Raw genomic sequence first — 26105 nt, 5'->3', positions numbered from 1 at the left:
GACTTTTTCAGCGAACGGGAGATGTACGGGCATTGAGCGCCACAACGATGTCCTTTACTGTTCCGCTATGCGGAACAGCAAGATCACCTGGGCGGTGATCGCCGGTGCGGTCGTCGCGTTGCTCGCCGGCGTCGGCGTCGCCATCGCGATGAATCGCAGCTCGACCGAGACGGCGGCGCCATCCAGCTCGGCGGCTGCGTCCCTGGCCGTGCCCTCGCCCAGTGTGGAGGCGACGCCGTCCGCGTCACCGGGCGCGGACATCAAGGGCCCGCTCGATCTGGTGCTCGTCGGCGTCGACACCCGGGTGAGCATCCCCGGCTGGGAACCGCACGCCGACACCGTGATGCTGCTGCACGTCGACGCCGGGCTGGACTCCGCATACCTCTACTCGCTCCCCCGCGACCTGCGCGTCGACATGCCCGCCTACAAGAAGTCGGGCTTCTCCGGCGGCCGCTACAAACTCACCGAGGCGATGAGCCGGGGCTCCCGCATTCCCGGGGAGAAGACCAAGAAGAGCACACAGCAGGGGTACGAACTGCTGACCCGATCCCTGAGTGACTACACCGGGATCAAGGAGTTCCAGGCCGGCGCCGTGCTCACCTTCGCCGGCCTCTCCAAGCTCGTCGACGCGCTCGGCGGCATCGACATGACCATCGACCAGAAGGTGAAGTCGCGGCACCACAAGCCGGACGGCACCAACCGGCCGATCGCCCCCGGCGGCGGTGACCACACCGGACCGCAGATGGTCTACCAGCCCGGCAAGCGGCACCTGGTCGGCTGGCAGGCGACCGACTACGCCCGCCAGCGGTACGGCCTGCCCAACGGCGACTACGACCGGCAGCGGCACCAGCGGCAGATGGTCAGCGCGATCCTCACCAAGGCGCTCTCCCAGGACGTACAGGAACCGGAGAAGCTGCGCGAGGTGATCGAGGCGGTCGGCGAGTCGCTCGTCTACGTGGGTGGGCGTACGCCTTTCGAGTACGCGTACGCGCTCCGCGACCTGACCCCGGCGAAGATCACCCTGGTCGACCTGCCCGGCGCGGGCGTCTCCAGCGGCGGCAGGTACCTCGGTGAACAGCTCAAGCCCGAGGGCACCGGGTTCCTCAAGGCGCTCGTCAAGGGCAAGGCCGAGGCGTACCTGTCCGACCATCCCAAGCTGGTCAACAGGCTGTAGAACGTACGCTCGTCCCCATGAGGGACCGGGTAATCGGCACACTTGCCGCCCTGACACTGCTCGCCGGATGCTCGACGGGCTCGGAGCCGGACGACCCGGGACCGAGCCCGTCAGCAGTGTCCTTCTCGGCCGGCGCGGAGGGCGTCGGCGACCCGTACTTCCCGAAGTACGGCAACGGCGGGTACGACGTGGCCGGGTACGACCTGGCCCTGACGTACGACCCGAAGGCCGGCACCCTGGACGGCACCGCGACGATCACCGCGACCGCCGGGCAGAACCTCTCCCGGTTCAACCTGGACCTGGCCCACCTGACCGCCCGCGAGGTCACCGTGGACGGCGTCACGGCGACCAGCACGGCCCAGGGCAACGAGCTGGTGATCACACCCGGCGCGGGCATCGTGGCCGGTCAGCAGTTCACCGTCGTCATCGCGTACGGCGGCAGGCCCGGCCTGCTGGAGAACAAGGCCCTCGGCAACGGCGGCTGGATGAGCACCACCGACGGCGGCGTCGCGCTCGGCCAGCCCGAGTCGGCGAGCACCTGGTTCCCGGTCAACGACCACCCGTCGGACAAGGCCACCCTGAAACTGGCGATGACCGTGCCGGACGGTCTCGAAGTGCTCAGCAACGGCGTACCCGGTGAGCGGACCACCGCCGGCGGCAGGACGACCTGGCGCTGGTCGGAGGACTCCCCGATGGCGAGTTACCTGGCGACCGTCGTGATCGGCCAGTACCGGATCACCACCGGCCGGCACAACGGCCTGCCGATGATCACCGCGGTCCCCGAGTCGCTTCCCGCGGACGGACCGGCGGCCCGCTCGCTGGCCCGCACCGGGGAGATCACCGACTATCTGGCGACCGTGTTCGGGCCGTACCCGTTCGACGCGAACGGCGGCGTCGTGGTCGACGAGGACCGGATCCGGTACGCGTTGGAGACCCAGTCCCGCCCGGTCTACGGCAACACGTTCTTCACCGGCGGCGAGAACCTCGGCGTGGTCGCGCACGAACTCGCCCACCAGTGGTTCGGCGACAGCGTCGCGCTCAGCCGCTGGCAGGACATCTGGCTCAACGAGGGGTTCGCGACGTACGCGGAATGGCTCTGGTCCGAGCACTCCGGCGAGGCGACCGCCCAGGAGCTGTTCGAGAGCACCTACAACTCGTTCAACTGGGCCGAGATCCCCGGCGACCCGACACCGGCCCGCCTCTTCGGCGCCGCCGTCTACCAGCGCGGCGGCATGACCGTCCACGCGCTGCGCGAGACCATCGGCGACAAGGCGTTCTTCGCGCTCGTCAAGTCCTGGACCGCCACCCACAAGGACGGCAACGTGACCACCGACGAGTTCATCAAGGCCGCCGAGCAGGCGTCCAAGAAGGACCTGACGACGTTCTTCCAGAACTGGCTTTACGGGACCGGGAAACCTCCGGCCCCGTGAAGCCGTTCCATCACTTGTCCAGGACGAGCGCGACCTTCTGGAACTCCTTGACGTCCCGGTAGCCGCACTTCGCCATCGCCCGGCGCAGGCCGCCGAACAGGTTGAGCTGGCCGTCCGGGCGATCGGCCGGGCCGTAGAGGACCTCTTCGAGGGTCCCGTCCGGCTCGCCCGCGATGCAGAACCCGCCGCGCGGCAGTGCCGGGTGGCTCGCCGACGAGTGCCACCACGCGCCACCGGCCGGGGCGCCCTCGGCCAGCGAGAGCGGCTCGCCGAGCATGACCGCGTCAGCACCGCACCCGATCGCCTTCGCGATGTCGCCGGAGGTGGAGATGCCGCCGTCGGCGATCAGGTGAACGTACCGGCCGCCGGTCTCGTCCAGGTAGTCGCGGCGGGCCGCGGCGGCGTCCGCGATCGCGGTCGCCATCGGCACCCGGATGCCCAGCACGGTGTCCGTCGTCGACCACTCGTCGGCGCCGACACCGACGATCACGCCGGCCGCGCCGGTCCGCATCAGGTGCAGCGCCGTCTTGTAGTCGGTGCAGCCGCCGACGATGACCGGCAGGTCGAGGTCGGCGATGAACTCCTTGAGGTTCAGCGGCTCGTCCGTGGTGGACACGTGCTCGGCCGAGACAAGCGTCCCCTGGATCACCAGAAGGTCGACGCCCGCGTCCAGCACCACGGGGGCGAGGGCGAGGGTGTGCTGCGGCGACACCCGGACCGCGGTGGTGACACCGGCGGCGCGGATCTGCCGGACACGCTCGGCGATCAGCTCCGGCTTGATCGGCTCCGCGTACACCTCCTGCAGGCGCTTCGTCGCGTCCGCGTCCTCGTCCAGCGAGGCGAGCTCTTCGAGGATCTTGCTGGGGTCCTCGTAGCGGGTCCAGAGACCCTCGGCGTTGAGCACGCCCAGGCCGCCGAGGCGGCCCAGGGTGATCACCGAATCCGGGCTCTGGGTGGCGTCGGACGGGTGCGCGACGCAGGGGATCTTGAAGGGGTACGCGTCGAGTCTCCACTCGGTCGACACGTCGTCCACGTCGCGGGTGCGGCGGCTCGGAACGATCGCGATGTCATCCAGGTGGTACCCGCGCTGTGCGGTCTTGCCGAGGCCGATCTCCACTACGTCACGCATGATGGGGAGCCCTTAAGTTTCTAGCGGGAGTGGTAGTTAGGAGCCTCGACCGTCATCTGGATGTCGTGCGGGTGGCTCTCCTTGAGCCCGGCCGCCGTGATCCGGATGAGCTGTCCCCGCTCCTGCAGATCGGGGATGGTCTCCGCGCCCACGTAGCCCATGGCCGCGCGCAGCCCGCCGATGAGCTGGTGCGCCACCCTGGACAGAGGACCACGATAGGGCACCTGCCCCTCGACGCCCTCCGGGACCAGCTTGTCCTCGTTCACATCCTGCTGGAAGTAGCGGTCCTTCGAGTACGACTTGGCCTGACCGCGGGACTGCATCGCGCCGAGCGAGCCCATCCCCCGGTACGACTTGAACTGCTTGCCGTTCACGAAGATCAGCTCGCCGGGGCTCTCCTCCGAGCCCGCCAGCAGGCTGCCGAGCATGACCGTGCTCGCCCCCGCCACGATCGCCTTGGCGATGTCACCGCTGTACTGAATGCCACCGTCACCGATCACCGGCACACCCGCGGGCTTGCACGCCCGGGTCGCCTCCATGATCGCGGTGATCTGCGGCACGCCGACGCCCGCGACGATCCGGGTGGTGCAGATCGCGCCCGGGCCGACGCCCACCTTCACCGCGTCCGCACCCGCCTCGACCAGGGCCTTCGCCCCCGCATAGGTCGCCACGTTGCCGCCCACGATGTCGATCGGGACGTCCTTCTTCAGCCGGGCGACCATCTCCAGCACGGCACGCTGATGCCCGTGCGCGGTGTCGACGATGACCACGTCAACCCCGGCATCGACGAGAGCGCGGGCCCGCTTGTAGGAGTCGTCGCCCACACCGACCGCCGCGGCCACCCGGAGCCGGCCCTGCGGGTCCTTCGCCGCGTTCGGGTACTGCTCGGACTTGGTGAAGTCCTTCACCGTGATCAGCCCGCGCAGGTGACCACCCGCGTCGACGAGCGGCAGCTTCTCCACCTTGTGCTTGGCGAGCAGCTCCAGCGCCTGGTCCTTGCTCACGCCGACCGGCGCGGTGATCAGCGGCGCCTTCGTCATCACGTCGCGGACCTTGGCGTCGAAGTCGTTGACGAACCGCATGTCCCGGTTCGTCACGATGCCGACGAGCACGCCCTGGGCGTCCACCACCGGGGCGCCGGAGATCCGGTAGCGCGCGCAGAGCGCGTCGACCTGGCGCAGGGTGTCGTCCGGGCTGCACGTCACCGGGTTGGTGATCATCCCGGACTCGGAGCGCTTCACCAGGTCGACCTGAGCCGCCTGGTCCTCCACCGAGAGATTGCGGTGCAGCACGCCGATGCCGCCCTGACGGGCCATGGCGATCGCCATGCGCGCCTCGGTCACGGTGTCCATGCCCGCCGAGAGCAGCGGCACGGAGAGCTCGACGTTGCGCGTCAGCCGCGTCACAGTGTTGACCCGGCTGGGAACGACATCCGACTCACCGGGCTGAAGCAGCACGTCGTCGAAGGTCAGACCGAGGGGAACGGTGCGGGCGCTGTCTGTTTCCACAAATCATCCCTAGACAAGAGGCGGAGTCCATCATCCTACCCACCCCAGGTCGGGGCACCCGGGCGGCGGACAGAACGTGCGGGCCAGCACACCGCGCCCGGAGGTGAGTACGGTATGGGGGTGCAAGAAGAGCCGATCGACCCGTTCAACGGCGATCCCGCCGACCCGGCCGCCGGACTCGACGACCTCAACGAGGACGCCGAGTCCGAACCGCTGACCGAGGACGAACGGCAGGACGTCCTGGAGGACCTCTCCGACCTGGAGATCTACCAGGCGCTGCTGAGTCCGACCGGCATCCGAGGGCTGGTCATCGAGTGCGAGGACTGTCACGAGCCGCACTACTTCGACTGGGATCTGTTGCGGGGAAACCTGCGGCACCTGCTGGACAGCGGGCGGCCGCGGGTGCATGAGCCTGCCTACGACCCGGACCCCGATCACTACGTGACCTGGGAGTATGCGCGGGGATACGCGGACGGGGTGCACGACACGTTGACCGAGGGGTCGGAAGAGGAAAACCCCGGATAGCGGGTCACCAGAAGCACGCTGAATTTAATGGCGTCGCTTCGCTCCGCAGGCAAAACGCTGGGCCCAATGGCGTCGCTTCGCTCCGCAGGCAAAACGCCTTATACCCGGTGACTTGGCCGCTGGTTTGCCGCCACCCGCAAACCCCGCGGGCGTCGAGAAACCAGTGGCCAAGTCACCGGCGGCGTTTTGCGCGTGCTCTGTGGCTACGTGCTCTCGGGAAAATAGAGCGCCTTGACCTACGTCCAGGACCTGCGCCTTAGACCTACGTCCAGGACCTGCGCCTTTGGCCTACGCTACGAGGCCTGCTCGGAAGCCTGCGGCTACGGCGTGGGCTCGGTCTCTTGCCCCTAGTTTTCGGAAGAGGCGCCGTGCGTGGGTTTTCACCGTGTCCTCGGAGACGAAGAGCTCCCGGCCGATCTCGGCGTTCGACTTGCCGTCTGCCATGCCCCTCAGGACCTGGAGCTCTCGTTCGGTGAGGGTCAGGCGCCTGCCCTGGGGGGCCGCCTCGGCCATCCCGGCCTCGTTGCCGGGCCAGGCCACCATCGGACGGCCGGTCGCCGGATCGATCGGGGCGTCGCCCCGCTGAGCCGGGACCATCGGGGCGTTCGGGCCCAGCATCGCCGGGACGGCCGCCGCGTTCTGCACACCCATGCCGCCGGGACCGTTGTGGTACTGACCGCGGGTGCCCGGGGAGTTGTTGTTGCGTGCCCCGCCGGCCACCGTGGCCGGCTGGGCGTTCGCTCCGTTTATCGGCATGCCCTGCGGGCGGACCGGGAGCAGCAGCAGGAGCAGCGCCTTGGCGACGACGCTGACCAGATCGTGCTCCACGCCGCGGATGACGCCCCGGGCGCCGGCGGCGACGGCCGCCGCTGCCACCCGCGGGTCTTCCGCGCCGAACAGCACTACTTGCGCCTGTGGGGCGCGTGCGAGCACGCGCCGGGTGAACCCGACGCTGTCGGGCCGGGTCACGGCGGTGTCGGCCAGGACCACTTCGGCCGGCCGTTCCGCCAGTCGGATCATGGCCTCGGTCTCGCTGACCGCGGTCCGGACGACACCGGTCATGCCGAGCCGGGCCGCGGTGGACGCGACGGTCTGGGCCGCCAGCGGGGTTCGGACGCACACGAGGACGGTACGCACAGTGATCCTCCTTCTCTCTCAGAGGAGATCACGCGAGGGCCGCAGCATTACGCGCTTTAGATGGAAAAAATGGGAAAGATGGGTATGACTTGCCACCCCTTTGCCATACCGCTCGCGAAGACATCGACATGGTGCGTGTGAGCCGGCGATCGCCGGGGTACACCCGCCAAAGGCCTGGGCACAGGCCCTCACGACGAACACTCCGCGGTGCCGCGCGGGAGGAGGGTGTTGATGTCGAACGTTCGCAGACTGCCCGGGCCCATCGCCGACCTTTGGGACTGGCAACGACTGGGCAATTGCCGTGGCCGGGACAGTGCGCAGTTCTTCCACCCCGACGGCGAGCGCGGGTCGTCCCGCAATCGCCGCGAGGCCAAGGCAAAGACGATGTGCGGCGCGTGCCCGGTGCGGGCCGAGTGCGCCGCCCATGCTCTGGCGGTTCGCGAGCCGTACGGAGTCTGGGGAGGTTTCAGCGAATCGGAGCGGCTGCGGCTGCTCGCGGTCGGCTGGGAGGACCTGGCGGATCGTCACGGACGAGTCGACCTTGCCCGGCTCGAGGCGCGCCTCGGCCGGCCCCACAAGACGGCAGTGCCCGCACAACGGCAGGCGCCTGCGGCCTGACGCCGCCCGGCACGCGGCATCACCACACGGCTGGCGACACGGTCCGAGACTGCGGACCGTGTCGGGTGATTCAGCGGTTCTTCAACCGCATTGGTGGACATGCAAGCCACCGTATGAGCGACTTGCTTTCCTGAGTCGGACCGAAAGTGCGGCTTCCGGCTACCTGACACTCACCTTGACCTGGTGCCACCCCGTGGCGCCGTCCGGCGCGGGCGGCGCCTCGTTCGCTATCTGTGTCACACCGTCGGTGTCGGTCGCCCGAACTCGCAGGATGTGCTCACCGGACGTGGCCTCCCAAGGGTGACTCCACTGCCGCCAGGTGTCCGCGGAGACCGCCGGCGCGAGTGACGCGGGCGTCCACGGGCCGTCGTCCACCTGTACCTCGACCTTGGCGATCCCGCGGTGCTGCGCCCATGCCACGCCGGCCACGGTGATCACGCCGGCGGTCGGGGAAGCGCCTTTGCGCGGGGTGTCGATCCGTGACTGGGTCTTGACGGGCGCCTGCGCCGACCAGCCCCGCGGCACCCAGTAGGCGTCGAAGTCGGCGAACCGGGTCAGCTCGATCTCGGTGATCCACTTGCAGGCGGAGACATATCCGTAGAGTCCGGGAACGACCATGCGTACCGGAAAGCCGTGCGCGACCGGCAGCGGTTCTCCGTTCATCCCGATCGCGAGCAGCGCGTCCCGCCCGTCCCGCAGCACCGTGGTCGGCGCGCCGCACGTCCAGCCGTCCGCCGACCGCTGCACCACCTGGTCCGCGCCGGGCAGCGGATCCGCCTCGTCCAGCAGGTCCTTGATCGGTGTGCCGAGCCAGAGCGCGTTGCCGATCAGGTCGCCGCCCACCTCGTTCGAGACGCAGGCGAGCGTCACATACCGCTCCACCATCGGCCGCCGCAACAGCTCGTCCCAGGTGATCTCGATCGGGTTCCGAACCATCCCGTGGATACGCAGACGCCACGTCGCCGGGTCCACCTGCGGCGTGACCAGCGCGGTATCGATGCGGTAGAAATCCCGGTTCGCAGTGACGTAGGAAACCGCTCCGGGCGCCTGGGCGCCGCCGGGCACCACCGGCACGCTCCCCGAGGCCGCCGGCAGCGCGACCGCCTGCCGCGCCACGTCCACCGCGCGGCGCGAGCTGAGCAACCTGCCGCCGACCCCGGCGCCTGCCGCCACCCCGGCGACGATCCCGAGATCCCGCAGAAACAACCGCCTCCGGTACGGGGTACCACCCGGTCCCGCCACCTCCGGTTCCCGGCCGTCCTCATCCGCGCGACGCCGCAGATGCCGTAGCACGAACAGTCCGGCCACCGCCCCGATCAACGACGGCAACGCGGCACCGGCGCCGGCGCCCTCCCGGCTCATCGCGGCAGCCGCCCCGACCAGCCCGAACAACCCGATCCCGGCGACCGCCAGGGCCCACCGGCGGATCGCCAGCACGCCCAGCCCGTACGCGTAAAGGCCCAGCAGGATCGCGGTGCCGGCGAGCAACGCGGTCTTGTCGTTCACCCCGAAGACCCGGATGCCGAAGTCCTTCACGGCCGCCGGCACATGGTCGACGACCACACCACCGACCGCGACCAGCGGCCCGGATCCCGCCCCGGTGCCGACCGCGACCAGCTCGGCCACCCCGAGCGCTGCCCCCGCCGCCGCGACCCCGGCAAGTCCGCCCCGCACGCTGCTTCTCACCCCGCCATCCTCTCTCGCGCTCCGGCAGCGGGCGCGCTCCGACGGCGGGCCGAGATCACCGGCGGAGCTTCTGGATGGCCCAGACGATGCCCCAGCCGGCCAGTGCCGCGAAGGCCAGGAAGACCGCCGCGATGGTGACCTCCAGGGCGACCTCGTCGTTGTCGGCCGTCGCGGCGACGCCGATGAGCAGGCCGAACCCGCCGAAGAAGAGGAACAGCGGGGAGAGCGCCACCAGCACGACGACCGGCCACGCCTTCCCGGCCGGAGCTTCGGCAGGCGGGGCCACCGCGGCCGGGTTCGGGACCGGGATGCGGCGCGGATCACGGGCCGGCATCGCCGCCCAGAGCTCGCGCGGCACCCGGGCATCGAGCGCCGGCACCACGGCGTGACCGTTCGCGTACATGCTGGGCTCGAAGGTGACCTGGATGCCGTCGTGGCCGACGAACCGCCGGGCACCGTCCGGCCAGGTCAGCAGCACCGAGCACTGGTCGTAGAAGACCGTCGCCGCGGAACCGTCGCCGACCACGCTGACACCCCGGTCACCGGCGACGAACGTGACGCCCTGGTCCTCCAGCGACGGGTACCTCGTACCGTCCACCACCGAGTCCGAGTCGCGTGGCGCCGGCGTGTACCCGGCCCAGTCCGCGCCGGTGCGGCCCGGCGTCATCAGCAGGCCGTCGGCGAACGCGGCGGAGGCGACCGCTGCCACGTCCGCCGCGGTGACCGCGCGCACCTCGGCGATCAGATTCTCGACGGTCTGCACCGGACGGCCGGCGAGCAGGTTGAACGCCTGGCCGGGCAGCCGCGTCCCGTTCTCCTCGGCGCGGGTCAGCTCCTCGACCCGCTGGTTCACCACGGCCGTCACGTCCGCCTCGTCGACCAGCCCGAGCCGAAACGAGGCGAGCACGTCGACGAAACCGCCGAGCACGGCGCCCTGCTTCTCCGGCAGCGCGTCGGCGAACGCGGTGATCACGGCCCGGCCGCCGGCGCGTGGCTCGTAACCGGCCTGCACGGTGTAGGAGAGGCCGCTCTCCTGGCGCAGCGAGCGGAACAGCGCCCGTTCCAGCACCCCGGAGAAGACACCGGCGCTGGTGGAGCGTTCGACGACGGCGTCCCACGCGACCACGTTGGACGGACCGGGGAAGTACGCCGGCCGTACCGGAAGGGCTGACGACGGAGCCGGCGCCGGTCGACGCGAGCCGTGCGGCAGGCGAAGGTCCAACCCGGCGGGAACCGCCGGACCGGCGATCCAGAGCACGGCGTTCTCCACCGTGAAGTAGTGGGCCACCCAGGCCCGCAGGTCGTCCGGGGTGATCCCGGACAGGCCCCACTCCGGATAGGTCGCCACCCCGTAGTCGCGGGCGCCGTGCCGCCACAGCGGGAGCGCCTCGGTCGGTCCCTCACCCCGGGTGTTCTCCTCGGTGCGCAGGATCTCCTTCTCGGTGGGGAGCCGGTGCATCGGCAGGTCGTTCAGCGCGGTGCAGACGCCGTTGAGGAACGCGACGATGTCGGCCTCGGCGCCCTGCATGTGGAAGAACGTGTACTCGGTGCCGGTGGCGCCGTTGTAGTGGTAGTCGGCGACCCCGAACGCGTGCAGCGCCAGATGCTCGACGAGGTGGGTGATGCCGCGCCGGGCCAGCGGCTCGTCCGCGAAGCCGACCCGGAAGGCAAGGCCGGCGTGCATCTGCCCGGTGGTCGGGGCGAGCACCGTGGGTATGCCACCGACCTCGATCTGCGTGATCATCGCGTTCCTCCCAGCGCCCAGGCGCGGGCGCTGCGGAACTCGCCCACCGGATCGTCGCTCAGGTAGTCCCACGGGTGCTCGGTCGCCAGGTTGCCGAGCGGCCCGAACGCGGAGGCCGCCGCCCGCTGATCGTCGAGCAACGTGAACACCATCGCGAACGTGCTCAGCGCTTCCAGCCAGCCGTGACCGCGGGTGAAGGAGGGATCCCAGATGGACCGCTGGGCGGCCTGGTAGATCTCTGCCCGGACGTGTTCCTGCGCCAGGTAACCGAGCATCGCGGGCCGGCCGTCGAGCTCCAGCACGTGCTCGATGTGCGCCTCGGCGACGAGCACCCCGTGCGGTGAGCCGAGCGGGGCGGCGGCCGCGGCGTCCCGGGTGAACTCGTGCAGCTGCTCCCAGCTGCCGCTCCACTTGGGACAGAGCGTCTGCAGGAGCTGGAGCTGGCCGGGCAGGTGGTGCGGGTCGGCGGCGACCAGCCGGTCGTACCGGCGGCGGGCCTCGGCGAGACCGAGCTCCAGGCCGCGGGCCGAGGTGAGCCGCGCCTTCCAGATGGCCGGGTCCTTCGGGTGGTACGCGGCGCCGTCGATCAAAACCTGCTCCGCCTTGCACAGCCAGTCCCGGAAACCGGCGAACTGCTCCTGGCTGACGTGCTGCGCGCGGGCGCCCGTGCGGATCTTCCAGCCGACGTCGATCAGGTGGGTGCCGAGCAGGGCGGACGCCGTGCCGTCGCGGGGGTCCTGCCGCAGCACCGGGCGCAGGAAGTCCTCGATGCCCGGCATCTCGCAGACATCGCGGATCAGCGCGGTGCGCTCCATCGGCGCGGCGGCGTCGAGCACGGCCCGGCAACCCGGCCAGTCACGCCGGGCGACCGCCTCACGCAGGACCGCCGTCTCCGGGTACGCGGCCGCGCGGTCCAGGACCACGTCGGTAGGTACTGACATGGCGCGCAGCATAGAGGCCGATCACCACCCGCGCGACGGTGATCCCACCCTCACCCGTTCGGCCGGGAGATCCCCCAGACGTCACGCCACCCGCGCCGGGGCTGCGGGATCGCGTCCGGGTCACGGGGTGGCATGTCGATGCGGAGCGCGGGCGGCGTCCGGCTGTCGATGTCGGCCACCACGGCCGCGCCGCCGGTGTAGAGGGTGGGTTCGACCCGTACCGCGATCGCGTCGTCGCCGATCAGCCGGCGGCCGCCGTCCGGCCAGGCCAGCACGGCGGCGCAGGAGTCGTAACGGACGGTGCGGATCGCGTCGTCCTCGACCACGCTCACCCCGTCCTCGCCGTGCACCAGCCGCAGGCCGCGGTTGCCGCGGGCCCGATGGGTCCGGCCGGTCACCATCGAGGCGGAGACCTCGGGCGCGGCGGTGTAGCCCTCGGGTCCGGCGGTGGTCCCGGCCGGCGCCATCAGCAGCCCGGCCGGGTACGCGGCGGCCGCCACCCGGGCCACCTCGTCGACGGTTACCGACCGGACCTCGGCGACCGCCTCGTCGACGCCCTGCACACCCCGGCCGGCCAGGACGTTGAACGCCTGACCGGGCAGCCGCCCGCCGCGTTCCTCGGCGTCCAGCAGGCCCTCGCAGGTCAGTTTCACCACAGTGGACACGTCGGCGGCCTCCACCCGGCCGTCCCGCATCGCGGCGAGCACACCTGTCAGACCGGCCAGGACACCGGGACGGTCAGCGGGCGCCGCGTCGGCGACCGCGGTGATCCGGGCGGTCCGGGCGGCGCGCGGCTCGTACTCGGTGCGGACCTCGTGCCGGACGCCGCGCCGGGTCAGGTCCCGGCCGAGCTGGCGTTCCAGCACGTTGGCGAAGACCGCGGCGCGGGCCTCCCGGCGGACCACGGTGTCCCAGGCCACGCTCTCGGCGTGACCGGCGCCGCGGTGCCCGGCGAACCAGGCCGGTGTCACCGGCAGCGCGCAGGACGGCACCGGCGCGGGCTGGCGCACCCCGTCCGGCAGGTCCAGGCGCAGGCCGGCCGGCACCTCGTCGCCGGCCACCCAGAGCGCGGCGTTCTCCCGGGTGAAGAACTGTGCGACCCAGGCGTGCAGGTCCTCGCCTGTCACGCCGTGCAGGCCGCGTTCGTGGAAGCTCGGCATGCCGTAGTCCCGGGCGCCGTACCGCCACATCGACCGCGGTTCGGGCTGCCGTCCGGCGCTCTCCGACCGCAGCACCTCGATCTCCGCGGCGATCCGCTCGGCGGGCAGGTCACGCAGCGTGGCACAGACCCGGTTCAGGAATGCGGCTATCCGGTCGGCCGAACCCCGTACATGGAAGAAGGTGTGCTCGACCCCGGTCGTGCTGTTGGTGTGCGCGCCGGCCTCGCCGAGGCCGTGCAGCGCGAGGTGCTCGATCAGGTGTGTGATGCCCCGCCGGACCAGTGGCTCGTCCGCGAGACCGACCCGGAAGACCAGGCCGGCGTGCGTTTCCCCGGTGACCGGCGCCAGCACCGCGGGCACGCCGTCCACCTCGAGTTGCTTGATCATCCCGCGCCTCGGCGGGCGGCACGCGGGAAACGACGCGGGGGCATGGCGGGCAGCATAGATCCACCGCAATCACCGGCCGTCGGGAGGGAGGCCGGATTTCAGGACAGCAGCGGATCGTCCAGCAGGTGTTCGAACGCCAGCTCGGCCGCGCCGATCAGGGCCGCGTCGGCGCCGAGCTCGGGCGTGCGCAGCCGGACGTGCTCGCGGCAGGCCGGCAGCCCGACCGCGTTGAGCCGGCTGCGGATCTGCGCGGCGGCCCCGAGGTAGACGTCGCGGAGCGTGCCCCCGAAGATCACGACCTCCGGGTTGAAGATGTTGACCAGGTTGCCGACGCCGAAGCCGAGCCAGTCGCCGACCTGACGCAACGCGTGCTGCGCCTGGCTGTCCCCGCGCATCGCGGCGTCGACCACCTCGAGCACCGCGTCCTTGCCGGTGCGGTCGGCCCGGCCGGCGACCCGCAGCAGCGCGTGCTCGCCGATCTCGGTCTCCCAGCAGCCGCGCGAACCACAGGAACAGGGCCGGCCGTACGGGTTGACCACCATGTGCCCGACCTCGCCGCTGTATCCGCCGTGCCCGGTGACCCGGTGCCCACCGGCCACGATCCCGGCGCCCACTCCCACGTCCCCGTAGAGGTAGATGACGTTGTCGCAGTCCACGGCGGCGCCCCGGGAGTGCTCGGCCAGGGCGCAGACGTCGGCGTGGTTGCCGAGGGTGAGACGGCCGGATTCGCCGAGCTCGGTGAGCAGCGCCTCGCCGACCGGTTCCTCGACCCAGCCGATCGTCGGGGCGAGCCGGACCACGCCGTCCGCACGCCGGACCATGCCGGCCACGGCCAGGCCGCTGCCCACGCAGCGGGCGTCGTCCGGAACCCCTGCGCGCATCTGCCGGACGAACCGGGCCAGGGGTTGCACCGCGTCGTCGGCGCTCATCCCGGGCGGGCGCTCGGTCTCGTACTGTTCCAGGATCCGCCCGCCGAGGCCGACCCGCGCCGCGCGCAGCCGGTCCACCTCGATGCTGAGCGCGTAGGCGTACACCCGCCCGGACTCGGGCCGGACGACCAGCGAGGGTCGACCGGCCCGGCCGGTTTCGCGTGGCGCCGCCTCGCTGACCAGCCCGACGCTGATCAGCTCGGCGGTGAGGGCCCCGATGGTGCTGCGGTTGAGGCCGAGCCGGTTCGTCAGTTCCGCCCGGGACGTGGCGCCGTGCACATGCACGTACCGGAGCAGCGTTCCGAGGTTGTGCCGGCGTACCTCTTCCTGGGTGGGGCCGGCTCGCATCAGCTTCCCGATGCGGAGGCTCTGCGCCGGGCCAGGGCGTCGACGCTCGCCGCCGCCAGGAGCACCAGGCCGGTGAAGATGTACTTCTGGCCGGAGCTGAAGCCCATCAGGCCCATGCCGTTGTCGATCACGGCGATCACCGCGCCACCGATCACCGCGTTGATCACCTTGCCCTTGCCACCGAAGAGGCTGGTCCCGCCGATGACCGCGGCGCCGACCGAGTAGAGCAGGATGTTGCTGCCACCGGTGTTCGGGTCGACCGAGCTGGCCCGGCTGACCACGAGGATGCCGCCGATCGAGGCCATGAACGAGCAGATCACGAAGACCGAGATGCGGATCCGGTCCACCGCGATGCCGGCGCGACGGGCCGCCTCGGCGTTGCCACCGACCGCGTAGACGTGCCGGCCGTACGTGGTCCGGCCGAGCACGAAGCCCCAGACGATCATCGCGATCGCGATGATCGGCACCACGATCGGCACGCCCTTGAGCGAGTTGATCGCCGGGTTGATCGCCCGTTCCTGGGTGAGCACCGCGGTCGCCGCGATGAGCAGCACCGCGAGGCCGCCGATGCGCAGCAGCACGATGCCGAGCGGGTCGGCGATCAGGTTGCGGGCGTTCCGGCTGCGGAAGCGGTTCAGCTGGATCGCCGCGTACCCGGCGATCGCGAAGATGGTGAGGCCCCAGCTCCAGGCCACCGAGAGGTTGTCGTTGTTCAGCGAACGGACGAACTCGTCGGTGATCGAGATGTTCTGACCGCCCTTGAGCATGGTCAGCAGCACACCCTGGAAACCGAGGAACGCGGCCAGGGTGACGACGAACGACGGGATGCCGAGCTTCGCCACGAGCAGGCCGAGCACCAGGCCGATCACGATGCCGGTGAGCATCGCGGCCGGGATCGCCACGTACCAGGGCAGGCCCTCGTTCGTGAGCAGGATGGCCATCACCGCGCCGCACACGCCGCTGGCGAAACCGGCGGAGAGGTCGATCTCGCCGAGCAGCAGCACGAAGACCAGGCCCATGGCGATGAAGACCACCTGGGCACCCTGGGTGAACAGGTTCGCGAAGTTGAGCGCGCTGAGGAACGTGTCGCTGCGGGCCACGCCGAAGATCAGCGCCAGGACGAGCAGGCCGAGAACGGCCGGAAGGCTGCCGAGATCGCCGCCGCGCACCCGGCCCCAGTAGTCGCGGATGTGGCTCGCGACCGTGGGCTTGACGGCCTGGATCCCACCGGCCGTGGTGGTCGTGGTCGTGGTCACTGGGCTTCTCCCGGCGTGATGTCGATGAACTCCGAGGGCTTCTCGGGCGGAAGGCCGAGGTTGCCGCTGCGCCCACCGGTGATCAGCTCGACGACCTGGGAGTGGGTGACGTCGGAGGCCTTCACCTGGGCCGCCATCCGGCCGAGGTAGAGCGCCGCGATCCGGTCCGAGACCGCGAACACGTCGTTCATGTTGTGCGAGATCAGCACGACGCCGAGGCCGTTGTCGGCGAGCCGGCGGACCAGCTCGAGCACCTGGGCGGTCTGCGCCACGCCGAGCGCGGCGGTCGGCTCGTCGAGGATGACGACCCGGCTGTTCCAGAGGACGGCCTTGGCGATCGCCACGGTCTGCCGCTGACCACCGGAGAGGCTGGAGACGAGCTGGCGCAGCGACTTGACGGTCCGCACCGACAGGCTGCGAAGGGTCTCGCCGGCCATCTCCTCCATGGTCGCCTCGTCGAGGATGACGCCCGACTTCTTCTCCCGGCCGAGGAACATGTTCTGGACGATGTCCAGGTTGTCGCAGAGGGCGAGGTCCTGGTACACGACCTCGATACCCAGCGCGGAGGCGTCGCGCGGGGAGTGGATCGCGACCTCCTTGCCGTCGAAGGTGACCGTGCCCGCGTCGATGGTGTAGATGCCGCTGATGCACTTGACCAGCGTGGACTTACCGGCGCCGTTGTCGCCGACCAGGGCGGTGACCTCGCCCGGGTAGACGTTCAGCCCGACGTCGTGCAGGACCTGGACAGGACCGAAGCTCTTGTCGATCCCGCGCAGCTCCAGAAGGGGTGTCGCGGTCACTGATGGTTCTCCTTCGTTCGGTGACCGGTTTCGCCGGGGGCTCGACCACGTCGTCGTGTGTCTCCGCCGACTGTGGGAGGGGTGTCGCAACCGACTCCGGCGCCGCCCACGCTGACGTGGGCGGCGCCGGCCTCAGCCGTTACGACTCGGGTGGATCAGCGTCAGCTGATGCCCGCGTCGGTGCAGGCCTTGGCGAAGTCCGCGGTGCAGAGCTCCTCCTTGGTGACGAAGCCGTCCGCCACCACGTCCTTCACGTTCGCCTTGGTGATCGACTGCGGCTTCAGCAGCACCGACTTGACGTCCTTCTTGGACTCCGGGTCGGTGACGGTGCCGGTCGCCGAGCTCGGCGCCTGGCCCTTCGCCAGGGCGATCGCCAGCTCGGAGGCGGCGTCCGCCTCGTCCTTGATGGCCTTGTAGACCGTCATGCACTGGTCGCCGGCGAGGATGTTCTGCAGACCCTGGACGGTCGCGTCCTGGCCGGTGACCGGGACCTGGCCGTTCAGCTTGTTCTTCTTCAGCACCTGGATGGCCGCGTTGCCGAGACCGTCGTTGGCGGCGAGGACACCCTTGATGTCCTTGTTCGTGGTCAGCATCTGCTCGAAGAGCGTGCCGCCCTGAACGTTGTCCCAGTCCGGAACGTCCTGGTCCGGGCCCTTGACGTACTCGTTGGCGTCGAACTTGGGCTTGAGGATCGAGTCGTAGCCCTCCTTGAAGAGGGTGGCGTTGTTGTCGGTCGGCGAACCGTTCAGGTACGCCACGACCGGCTTGGTCGCCTTCTTCTCGGTGAGGCAGTCGATCAGACCCTGACCCTGCAGCTTGCCGACCTCGACGTTGTCGAAGGAGACGTAGTAGTCGGCGCCGCCGTTGAGGGTGAGGCGGTCGTAGTCGATGGTCGCGATGCCCGCGGCCTTCGCCTTGTCCAGCACGGCCTTGCCGGTGCCGGAGTCCAGGTTGACGATCATCAGAACCTTGACGCCGCTGGAGATCATGCCGTCCGCGATCGTCTGGAACTGGGTCTTGTCACCCTGCGCGTTCTGGATGTCGGCCTCCACACCGGCCGCCTTGAAGGCGTCGGTGAGGTACTTGAGGTCGGCGGTCGCCCAGCGCGCGGAGCTCTTGGTGTCCGGCAGGATCACACCGACCTTGCCGGCCGACGCGCCACTCGTGCTGCCGCTTCCGGCGTCGCCGCCGTCCTCGTTGCTGCCGCACGCGGCCATGCTTCCGGTGGCCAGGAGGCCGACCGCGGCAAGGGTGAACAGTCCCTTACGCATTCCTTATGTCCTTTCGGGGGGTAAATCCGGGGCCTTGGTTCGGATTTGGCAGGGCTGGTGCGCAGCCGCAGGGGTGGCACGGCGCCCTAGGACCGATGGATGAGGAACCGGTTTGTTGTGCCCGGCAACGTATTCCGGCGGTGGCCGAGAACACAAGCGGCAACGAAGATCTATCTCGTAACGAGGGATAACAATCCGGCAACACGACGCGGTTACCAGGGGCTACTCACGCCCGCCGAAAACATCACCGGATACACACACGGTGACGCTGCGTTGATGCGTTTACAGATACCGGGGAAACCGACGTTTTCCCGGTACGGCTAGGATGCGCTCGCCTCAGCCCCGGATGGGGGCCACCGTGGCGCTGGTCAGGCGGATGAGATCGGCCGGCGCGAGGGAGACCTGGAGGCCGCGTCGGCCCGCCGAGACGTACATCAGTTCGAGGCCCGGCGCCGTGTCGTCGATCACGGTGAGGAGTCGGCGGCGCTGCCCGAGCGGGCTGATGCCGCCACGGACGTAACCGCTGCTGCGCTCGGCGGCGGCCCGGTCGGCGAGGACCGCGCGCTTGCCCCCGGCGGCCTGCCCGAGCGCTTTCAGGTCAAGATCACCGGTCACCGGCACGACGCCGACCACCAGCTTCCCGTCGACCTCGGCGATCAGCGTCTTGAAGACCCGGGCCGGCTCGACACCCAGGAACTCGGCGACCAGGGCGCCGTAGTTGGGGGCGTCCGGCGACACCTCGTACGGATGGAGGGTGTGCGCGACCCGCTCGGCGGCCAGCAAGACGGTGGCCGGCGTGCCGGCCGCTTTCTTCGCCATGCCGGGCAGGCTACTCGTTCACGCGGTGGTAGTGATCAGCACCACCGGCGCGCCGTCGATCCGGGTCAGCACCAGGCCGGCGCCGTTCGGGCCGGCGAGCCGCAGGTCCTTGCGCAGCTGGTCGGGCACGAGCGCCGAGCCGCGCTTGCGGATCTCCAGGCGGCCGATCCCCCGCTCGCGCAGCAGCGTCCGCAGCTTCTTCAACGAGAACGGCAGCACGTCCGTCACACCGAGCCGCCGGGCGAACGGCGTGTCCACCGGGTCGTCGGTGTAGACGTAGGCGATCTCCGGGTCGCCCAGCCGGCCGTCCACCGTCGCGGCGAACTCGGCCACCAGGTGCGAGCGGACCACCGCCGGGTCCGGGTCGTAGAGGTACGCGCCGACCGGCCCCACCGGCGCGGCCGCCACTCCCGAGCCGGTCAGCTCACTGACGCCGCCCGGCTTGATCAGCGTCGCCCGCCGGGGCTCGCGCGCCAGCGGCCCGCACCAGAACGCCGCCTCGACCAGATCGCCGCCGACGCTGACCCACTCCCCCTCGGCGCCCGGCGGCAGCAGCGCGTGATCGATGCCGGGCGCCAGCTTCAGTGCGGTCAGCGGCACCCGGTCCGGCAGCGCGGCCACGAAGTCCCACGGCGGCGAATAGGACTTCGGGTCGAACACCCGGCCGCGCCCGGCCTGCCGCCGCGCCGGGTCGGCGAAGACCGCGTCGTATCTCTCCACCTCGACCGTCGTCGCGTCCGCGCACTCGACCGTGATCAGGCCGGCGAGGCCGAGCGCCTCGGCGTTGGCGGCGGCGACCGCTGCGGTCAGCGGGTCGGCGTCGACCGCGTGCACCCGGATGCCCTGCCGGGCCGCCGCGATCGCGTCGGTGCCGAGGCCGCAGCCGAGATCCGCCATCGAGCGAGCGCCCGCCGCGGCGAGACGAGCGGCACGCCGGGCGGCCACCTCGGCCCGGGTGGCCTGCTCCAGCCCCGGACGGGTGAAGAACATCCGGGTGGCGTCCGGCCCGAATTTCATCGCCGCGCGGCCGCGCAAACTAGCCTGGGTCAAGGCGGCCGCGGCGAGTTCCGCGCCGATGCCCCGGGCGCGCACGGCCGAGGCGGCGGCGAGTGGCTCGGCGTCACCGAGCTCGGCCGCCACGGCCAGGGCTTCGGCTCCGGCGGGGGTCAGCAGACGAGACAGCAACTCAGGGGTCACGACAGGCATTCTCCCCGGCGTGACAGGCTGGCACTCTGGTTGACGGAGTGCTAGTTCCGGAATAGTCTCCGGTTAGCACTCTCACCATGAGGGTGCCAGCCGCCCGGCCCGTCCGTGCGGTTAGGCGCCAGGCGGACCGGCACCCGCGACGACGGCCCCGCCCGGTGGCATGAGGCATCAGACCGGCCTGGCACATGGCCGGCGAAACCTGTACCCAGGAGGGTATGCCCGTGACTACCGCGACCAAGGTTGCGATCAAGCCGCTCGAGGACCGCATCGTGGTCCAGGCGAACGAGGCTGAGACCACGACCGCTTCCGGCATCGTGATCCCCGACACCGCCAAGGAGAAGCCGCAGGAGGGCACCGTCCTCGCTGTCGGCCCCGGCCGGATCGACGACAAGGGCAACCGCGTCCCGCTCGACGTCAAGGTCGGCGACGTGGTCCTCTACTCGAAGTACGGCGGCACCGAGGTCAAGTACGCCGGCGAGGAGTACCTGGTGCTCTCCGCCCGCGACGTCCTCGCGGTCATCGAGAAGTAAGACCTGACTGATTGCGCTGGCGCCCTGTTCCGATGACTCGGGGCAGGGCGCTGGTGCGTGAAGGGACCATAGATGGCGAAGATTCTCAGCTTCTCTGACGACGCCCGGCACCTGCTGGAGCACGGGGTCAACACGCTCGCCGACACGGTCAAGGTCACCCTCGGGCCGCGCGGTCGCAACGTCGTCCTGGACAAGAAGTTCGGCGCTCCCACGATCACCAACGATGGTGTGACCATCGCCAAGGAGATCGAGCTCACCGACCCGTACGAAAACCTTGGCGCGCAGCTCGTCAAGGAGGTGGCGACCAAGACCAACGACGTCGCCGGCGACGGGACCACCACCGCGACCGTGCTCGCGCAGGCGCTGGTCCGTGAGGGCCTGCGCAACGTGACCGCGGGCGCCAACCCGATCGGCCTCAAGCGGGGCATGGACAAGGCCAGCGAGGTCGTGTCCAAGGCGCTGCTGGCGAAGGCCGTCGAGGTCGCCGACCACAAGGCGATCGCGAACGTGGCCACCATCTCGGCCCAGGACGCCACCATCGGCGAGCTGATCGCCGAGGCGATGGACCGGGTCGGCCGCGACGGTGTCATCACCGTCGAGGAGGGCTCGGCGATGCTGACCGAGCTCGAGGTCACCGAGGGTCTGCAGTTCGACAAGGGCTTCATCTCGCCGAACTTCGTGACCGACGCCGAGTCGCAGGAGGTCGTCCTCGAGGACGCGTTCATCCTGCTGACCACGCAGAAGATCTCCAGCATCGAGGAGCTGCTCCCGCTGCTGGAGAAGGTGCTGCAGGCCGGCAAGCCGCTGCTGATCGTCGCCGAGGACGTCGAGGGCCAGGCGCTCTCCACGCTCGTGGTGAACGCGCTCCGCAAGACCATCAAGGTCGCCGCGGTGAAGGCTCCGGGCTTCGGTGACCGCCGCAAGGCGATCCTGCAGGACCTCGCGATCGCGACCGGCGGCGAGCTGATCGCCCCCGAGCTCGGCTACAAGCTCGACCAGGTCGGCATCGAGTCGCTGGGCAGCGCCCGGCGGATCGTCGTCGACAAGGAGAACACCACGATCGTCGACGGCGGCGGCAACAAGGCCGACGTCACCGACCGGGTCGCCCAGATCCGCAAGGAGATCGAGGCCTCCGACTCCGACTGGGACCGGGAGAAGCTCCAGGAGCGTCTCGCGAAGCTCGGCGGCGGCATCGCGGTGATCAAGGTCGGCGCGGCCACCGAGGTCGAGATGAAGGAGCGCAAGCACCGCATCGAGGACGCCATCGCGGCGACCAAGGCGGCAGTCGAGGAAGGCACCGTCCCCGGTGGCGGCGCCGCTCTCGCGCAGGTCTCCAAGGAGCTCGAGGACAACCTCGGCCTCACCGGCGAGGAGGCCATCGGCGTCTCCATCGTGCGCAAGGCCCTGGTCGAGCCGCTGCGCTGGATCGCGCAGAACGCCGGGCACGACGGTTACGTCGTGGTCGGCAAGGTCGGCGAGCTGGGCTGGGGCCACGGCCTCAACGCGGCCACCGACGAGTACGTCGACCTGGCCGCGGCCGGCATCATCGACCCGGTGAAGGTGACCCGCAACGCGGTCTCCAACGCCGTCTCGATCGCCGCTCTGCTGCTCACCACGGAGAGCCTCGTGGTGGAGAAGCCGGCCGAGGCGGCCCCGGCCGCCGCGGGTGGCGGTCACGGGCACAGCCACGGTGGCCACGGCCACCAGCACGGCCCGGGCTTCTGACCCGATCAGTACACCGGGAAGGGCGCGCCACCGGCGCGCCCTTCCTGCGTTTCCGGGGTCTTCTCCGGGTGGCCCTGCCAGGAGCGCCACAGCGCCGCGTACGCCCCGTCCGCCGCCAGCAGCTCGTCGTGCGACCCCAGTTCGGTGATCATCCCGTCCTCCACGACCGCGACCCGGTCCGCGTCGTGCGCCGAGAAGAGCCGGTGCGCGATCGCCACCACGGTCCGCCCGCGCACCACGGCCGCGAGGCTCCGCTCCAGATCGCGGGCCGCCCGCGGGTCGAGCAGCGCGGTCGCCTCGTCGAGCACCAGCGTGTGCGGGTCGGCCAGGATCAGCCGGGCGAGCGCGACCTGCTGGGCCTGCGCCGGAGACAGCGGCAACCCGCCGGCGCCGACCACCGTCGCCATGCCGTCCGGCAGGGCGTCGACCCACTCCAGGGCGTGCACGGCGGCGAGCGCCGCCCGTACCTCGCCCTCCGGGACGCCGGGGCGCACCAGCGCGACGTTCTCCCGCAGCGTGCCGATGAAGATGTGGTGTTCCTGGGTCACCAGCGCGACCTCGGCGCGCAGCCGTTCCGGCGGCAGCGCCGCCAGCGACACGTCACCCACCGTGACACTGCCGGCGGTCGGGTGGTGCACGCCGGCCAGCAGCCGGCCCAGGGTCGACTTGCCGGCGCCGGAGACGCCCACCACCGCGAGCCGCTCACCGGGCTCCAGGCTGAGGTCGATACCGTGCAGCACCTCACGGTCGGACCGGTAGGCGAACCGCACCCCGCGCAGCTCGATCCGGCTCCCGGACGGCTCCGGCCCGGTGACCGCCGGCGCCGCCTGCGCGGTCACGCCGAGCAGTCGGGCGAGTGACGCGGCGCCGACCTCCAGCTCGTCGAGCCAGGCGGAGAGCCGGTCGAGCGGGTCGACCAGCTGCTGCACGTAGATCACCGCCGCGGTGAGCTGCCCCAGTGTCACCACGTCACGCAGGTAGAGCCAGCCGCCGGTGAGCAGCGTGACCACGAGCGGCAGCACGTAACTGGTCTCGATGATCGGCCACCAGACGGTCCGCAGGAAGAGCGTGTGCCGCTCGGCGCGCCAGGCCCGGGAGAGGTCGGCGTCGGTACGTTCCACCCGCTGCCGTCCCCGCCGGAGCGCCTCGACGGTCCGCGCGCCCTCGACGGTCTCGGTGAGTCCCTCGGTCACGTCCGAGTACGCGGCGTTCTGCTCCAGATATCCGGCCGGCGCCCGCCGCAGATACCACCGGGTGCCGGCCACCAGGATCGGTGCCCCGATCAGCAGCGGCATCGCGAAGAGCGGGCTGACCAGCACCAGCGCCACGACGACGAGGACCAGCGTGATCAGCGCGATCATCGTCTCCGGCACGGCGAACCGGACGCACTTGGAGAGCGCGTCGACGTCCCGGGTGGCCCGGGTCAGCAGGTCCCCGCTGCCGGCCGACTCCACGGTGGACAACGGCAGCGTGATCACCCGGCTGATGAACTCCTCGCGGAGCCGGGCCAGCACCCGCTCACCCAGCCGGGCCGAGGCCAGATGCGCGAACCGGGTCAGGATCGCCTGCAGCAGCACGAACCCGGCCAGCGTGAGCACCATCCGGTTCAGGTCGGACATCGGCTCGTGCTTCTCGATCCCCTCGACCAGGTCGCCGAGCAGCCGCGGTCCGGCCAGGGCGGCCAGCGCCGCTGCCACGTTCAGGCCGACCGCGGCGCGGAACATCCCGGGGTAGTGCCGGAACACCTCACGGGCGTACCTGCGGACCTGGGAGCTGCTCGCCACCGGCAGCGGGCGGCTCACGACTGGTCCTCGCGCAACACCATCCGGGCGTACGCGCGTGTGGTGCGCAGCAGGACGTCGTGCGGCCCGGCAGCCACCAGACGTCCGCTCTCGACGTAACAGACCTGGTCGGCGCGGCTCAGCATCAGCGGGCTGGACGTGCAGATCACCGTGGTCCGCCCGGACCGGGCGGCCCGCAGACGGTCGGCGATCCGCGCCTCGGTGTGCGCGTCGACGGCGTTCGTCGGCTCGACCAGGATCAGGGTGTCCGGGTCGGCGATCAGCGCCCGGGCCAGGCGCAACCGCTGCTGCTGCCCGCCGGAGAACGACCTGCCGCGTTCCGCGACGACGGTGGCCGCGCCATCCGGGAGCGCCGCGACGATCCCGGACGCCGACGCCACCTCGAGGGCCTCCGGCAGAGCGCCGGTGCGGTACGGGTCCAGATCGGACTCCAGTGGCCCGGCGAACAGCCGCGCGTCGTTCTCGGCCACCAGGATCCTCTCGCGGACCTGGGACAGCGACGCCGCGGCGAGGGCCACACCCCCGAGCGTGGCGCCGTCCGCGTACCGGCCGAGACGGTCGGCGATCCGGGCGGCGTCGGACGGGAGGGCGGCGACGATCGCGGTCATCCGGCCGGGCGGCACACGCACTCCCGACTCGATGTCGACGAGTTCACCGGCGGGCAGCGGAACACCGCGGTCCGGATCGGTCAGCGCCGGTTCCACCGCGAGCATCGCGACCACCCGGCGACTCGACACGTGCCCCCGGGTGATCTTGTCGACCGCCTCGGTGAGCTGGCGCAGCGGGGCGACCAGGAACGCCGCGTAGGCATAGAACGAGACGAGTTGCCCCACCGTGATCCTCCCGGCCCACGCGGATCGGGCGCCCAGCCAGGTCAGCAGGACCAGGAAGACTCCGGGCAGCAGGACCTGTGCCGCCTCGAGCAGGGCTTCGACGCGCGCCGTGCGTACCCCGGCTGCGCGCAGCGCCTGCGACGCGGCGCGATAGCGCGCCGCCATGATCGGCTCACCACCCACGCCGCGCAGCACCCGCAGCCCGGAGACCAGGTCGGCGGCCTGGCCGGTCAACCGGCCCTGCAAGCGGCGGTACTCGCGCTGGCGCCGGTGCAGCGGCCCGATCAGCAGGCCCACCACCAGCATCATGACCGGCACGCCGAGCAGCACGATCATGCCGAGCGGCACCGAGATCCGCAGCAGCAGCACGGTGATCGTGGCGACCGCGAGCAGCGAGCCGATCCCCCGGGAGAGGATGTCGACGGCGCCGCCGATGTGGCTGATGTCCGAGGTGCCGATCGCCACCACCTCGCCGGCGTCCAGGCGCCGCGGCAGGGTGGCGCCGAGCCGGTTCGCCTGGCGCACCACCACCTGCACGGTCCGGAACGCGGCGCCCAGCCAGTTCGTCACCGCGAACCGGTGCCGCATGATGCCGGTGACGGCCTGCATCGTGCCGACGCCGAACAGCAGCATCGTCCAGCCGGCGAGCTCCCGGCCGTCACGGTCGACCGCGGCGTCCACCGCCTGGCCGACCATCGCGGGCGCCAGCGACTGGCAGCCCATCCAGAGGATCGCGAGCGCGGCCGCGAGCACGACCGTCAGGCGGGACCGCCGGACCAACCAGAACAGATATCGGGCGGCGGACCGGGAGTCAGGCAGGCCGGGATCCGGCTCGGGCAAGATGCGCATCAGGCCCCGACGGTAAAGCCGGGTGGCCTGGACTGCGACCGCTCAGCGATCGACCGGCGTGAAATCCCAAACGTGCGGAGTGCGTGCTACCAGGTGGTCCGGCGGGGTCGGCATGCTCTCCGGAGTGTTGCGCCATTTGGTGATGACGACGATGCGCTGATCGGTGGACGAATAGACGTCACTCGACACATGTTGTGGCAGCACCTCCAATGCGGGCACCGCCGTGTCGCAGACCCAGCTCAGCAGCTCGTCGAAGCCGCTGCGCGAGGCCCGCACCTCCCACATCCGCGCGATCATG

At 70.8% G+C, this 26105-nt stretch carries 22 protein-coding genes; 6 read left to right on the top strand and 16 right to left on the bottom strand.

What is annotated here, in order from left to right:
• Nucleotides 1-67: 67 nt before the first annotated feature.
• Both AMIS_RS03525 and AMIS_RS03520 read left to right on the top strand, forming a co-directional pair.
• A complete protein-coding gene (locus AMIS_RS03525; protein WP_014440811.1) occupies nt 68-1174 on the top strand; it encodes an LCP family protein in 1107 nt (368 codons plus the stop codon).
• 17 nt (nt 1175-1191) lie between these two features.
• The gene (locus AMIS_RS03520) at nt 1192-2604 is read left to right on the top strand and encodes a M1 family metallopeptidase (RefSeq protein WP_041829535.1); all 1413 of its coding nucleotides are present in this window, start codon (nt 1192-1194) and stop codon (nt 2602-2604) included.
• Between the two features lie 10 nt (nt 2605-2614).
• Here the strand turns inward: AMIS_RS03520 and AMIS_RS03515 are convergent, their stop codons facing one another.
• The gene (locus AMIS_RS03515) at nt 2615-3733 is read right to left on the bottom strand and encodes a GuaB3 family IMP dehydrogenase-related protein (RefSeq protein ID WP_014440809.1); all 1119 of its coding nucleotides are present in this window, start codon (nt 3731-3733) and stop codon (nt 2615-2617) included.
• A 20-nt stretch (nt 3734-3753) separates the two neighbouring features.
• Nucleotides 3754-5241 (bottom strand): IMP dehydrogenase, encoded by a 1488-nt coding sequence (gene guaB, locus AMIS_RS03510; protein WP_014440808.1) that lies wholly within the window; start codon nt 5239-5241, stop codon nt 3754-3756.
• A 120-nt stretch (nt 5242-5361) separates the two neighbouring features.
• Here guaB and AMIS_RS03505 point away from each other — a divergent pair, with 120 nt between their 5' ends.
• Nucleotides 5362-5766, top strand: coding sequence for a DUF5319 domain-containing protein (locus AMIS_RS03505; RefSeq protein ID WP_041830468.1), 405 nt, complete (start codon nt 5362-5364; stop codon nt 5764-5766).
• Nucleotides 5767-6054: 288 nt separating this feature from the next.
• Here the strand turns inward: AMIS_RS03505 and AMIS_RS03500 are convergent, their stop codons facing one another.
• On the bottom strand, nt 6055-6903 hold the full coding sequence (locus AMIS_RS03500; RefSeq protein WP_014440806.1) for a response regulator transcription factor: 849 nt from the start codon (nt 6901-6903) through the stop codon (nt 6055-6057).
• A gap of 231 nt (nt 6904-7134) precedes the next feature.
• Between AMIS_RS03500 and AMIS_RS41430 the strand changes: the two genes are divergently transcribed.
• Nucleotides 7135-7521 (top strand): WhiB family transcriptional regulator, encoded by a 387-nt coding sequence (locus AMIS_RS41430; protein ID WP_014440805.1) that lies wholly within the window; start codon nt 7135-7137, stop codon nt 7519-7521.
• Between the two features lie 159 nt (nt 7522-7680).
• On the opposite strand, the gene AMIS_RS03490 is transcribed toward AMIS_RS41430, so the two are convergent.
• The 10 genes from AMIS_RS03490 to AMIS_RS03445 form a co-directional block, all read right to left on the bottom strand.
• Nucleotides 7681-9207 (bottom strand): molybdopterin-dependent oxidoreductase, encoded by a 1527-nt coding sequence (locus AMIS_RS03490; RefSeq protein ID WP_041829534.1) that lies wholly within the window; start codon nt 9205-9207, stop codon nt 7681-7683.
• Between the two features lie 55 nt (nt 9208-9262).
• The gene (locus AMIS_RS03485; protein ID WP_014440803.1) at nt 9263-10951 is read right to left on the bottom strand and encodes a peptidase M16 family protein; all 1689 of its coding nucleotides are present in this window, start codon (nt 10949-10951) and stop codon (nt 9263-9265) included.
• Nucleotides 10948-11892, bottom strand: coding sequence for a hypothetical protein (locus AMIS_RS03480; RefSeq protein ID WP_041830467.1), 945 nt, complete (start codon nt 11890-11892; stop codon nt 10948-10950). Before AMIS_RS03480 ends, AMIS_RS03485 begins: the two co-directional genes overlap by 4 nt.
• Nucleotides 11893-11942: 50 nt before the next feature.
• Nucleotides 11943-13439, bottom strand: a complete 1497-nt coding sequence (locus tag AMIS_RS03475) for a peptidase M16 family protein (protein WP_014440801.1) — start codon at nt 13437-13439, stop codon at nt 11943-11945.
• A gap of 98 nt (nt 13440-13537) precedes the next feature.
• On the bottom strand, nt 13538-14716 hold the full coding sequence (locus tag AMIS_RS03470; RefSeq protein WP_014440800.1) for an ROK family transcriptional regulator: 1179 nt from the start codon (nt 14714-14716) through the stop codon (nt 13538-13540).
• On the bottom strand, nt 14716-15972 hold the full coding sequence (locus AMIS_RS03465; RefSeq protein WP_014440799.1) for a sugar ABC transporter permease: 1257 nt from the start codon (nt 15970-15972) through the stop codon (nt 14716-14718). Before AMIS_RS03465 ends, AMIS_RS03470 begins: the two co-directional genes overlap by 1 nt.
• Nucleotides 15969-16772: an ATP-binding cassette domain-containing protein gene (locus tag AMIS_RS03460; protein WP_014440798.1), complete on the bottom strand. Its 804-nt coding sequence runs from the start codon at nt 16770-16772 to the stop codon at nt 15969-15971. The genes AMIS_RS03465 and AMIS_RS03460 overlap by 4 nt, the downstream gene beginning before the upstream one ends.
• Before the next feature lie 161 nt (nt 16773-16933).
• The gene (locus tag AMIS_RS03455; protein WP_014440797.1) at nt 16934-18043 is read right to left on the bottom strand and encodes a sugar ABC transporter substrate-binding protein; all 1110 of its coding nucleotides are present in this window, start codon (nt 18041-18043) and stop codon (nt 16934-16936) included.
• A 336-nt stretch (nt 18044-18379) separates the two neighbouring features.
• A complete protein-coding gene (ybaK, locus tag AMIS_RS03450; RefSeq protein WP_014440796.1) occupies nt 18380-18862 on the bottom strand; it encodes a Cys-tRNA(Pro) deacylase in 483 nt (160 codons plus the stop codon).
• An 18-nt stretch (nt 18863-18880) separates the two neighbouring features.
• Nucleotides 18881-20068 carry a class I SAM-dependent methyltransferase gene (locus AMIS_RS03445; RefSeq protein ID WP_014440795.1) on the bottom strand — a complete coding sequence of 396 codons (1188 nt, stop codon included), beginning with the start codon at nt 20066-20068 and terminating at the stop codon, nt 18881-18883.
• Between the two features lie 215 nt (nt 20069-20283).
• On the opposite strand from AMIS_RS03445, the gene groES reads away from it, so the two are divergent.
• Together groES and groL are read left to right on the top strand one after the other, a co-directional pair.
• Entirely contained in the window at nt 20284-20598 is a 315-nt protein-coding gene (gene groES / locus AMIS_RS03440; protein ID WP_014440794.1) for a co-chaperone GroES, read from the top strand.
• A gap of 72 nt (nt 20599-20670) precedes the next feature.
• The gene (gene groL, locus AMIS_RS03435) at nt 20671-22323 is read left to right on the top strand and encodes a chaperonin GroEL (RefSeq protein ID WP_014440793.1); all 1653 of its coding nucleotides are present in this window, start codon (nt 20671-20673) and stop codon (nt 22321-22323) included.
• A gap of 5 nt (nt 22324-22328) precedes the next feature.
• Here the strand turns inward: groL and AMIS_RS03430 are convergent, their stop codons facing one another.
• Genes AMIS_RS03430 through AMIS_RS03420 form a run of 3 tightly spaced genes read right to left on the bottom strand, consistent with a single transcriptional unit; the run spans nt 22329 to nt 26104 of the window.
• Complete coding sequence (locus AMIS_RS03430) at nt 22329-24125, bottom strand: ABC transporter ATP-binding protein (RefSeq protein WP_014440792.1); 1797 nt, start codon at nt 24123-24125, stop codon at nt 22329-22331.
• On the bottom strand, nt 24122-25807 hold the full coding sequence (locus AMIS_RS03425) for an ABC transporter ATP-binding protein (RefSeq protein WP_014440791.1): 1686 nt from the start codon (nt 25805-25807) through the stop codon (nt 24122-24124). Before AMIS_RS03425 ends, AMIS_RS03430 begins: the two co-directional genes overlap by 4 nt.
• Before the next feature lie 42 nt (nt 25808-25849).
• On the bottom strand, nt 25850-26104 hold the full coding sequence (locus AMIS_RS03420) for a hypothetical protein (protein ID WP_014440790.1): 255 nt from the start codon (nt 26102-26104) through the stop codon (nt 25850-25852).
• Nucleotide 26105: the final 1 nt, after the last annotated feature.

The organism is Actinoplanes missouriensis 431 (genome assembly GCF_000284295.1).
Lineage (GTDB): Bacteria > Actinomycetota > Actinomycetes > Mycobacteriales > Micromonosporaceae > Actinoplanes > Actinoplanes missouriensis.
The sequence above is the reverse complement of the archived record's forward strand: the minus strand, read 5'-3'. Positions and strand labels throughout refer to the sequence as shown.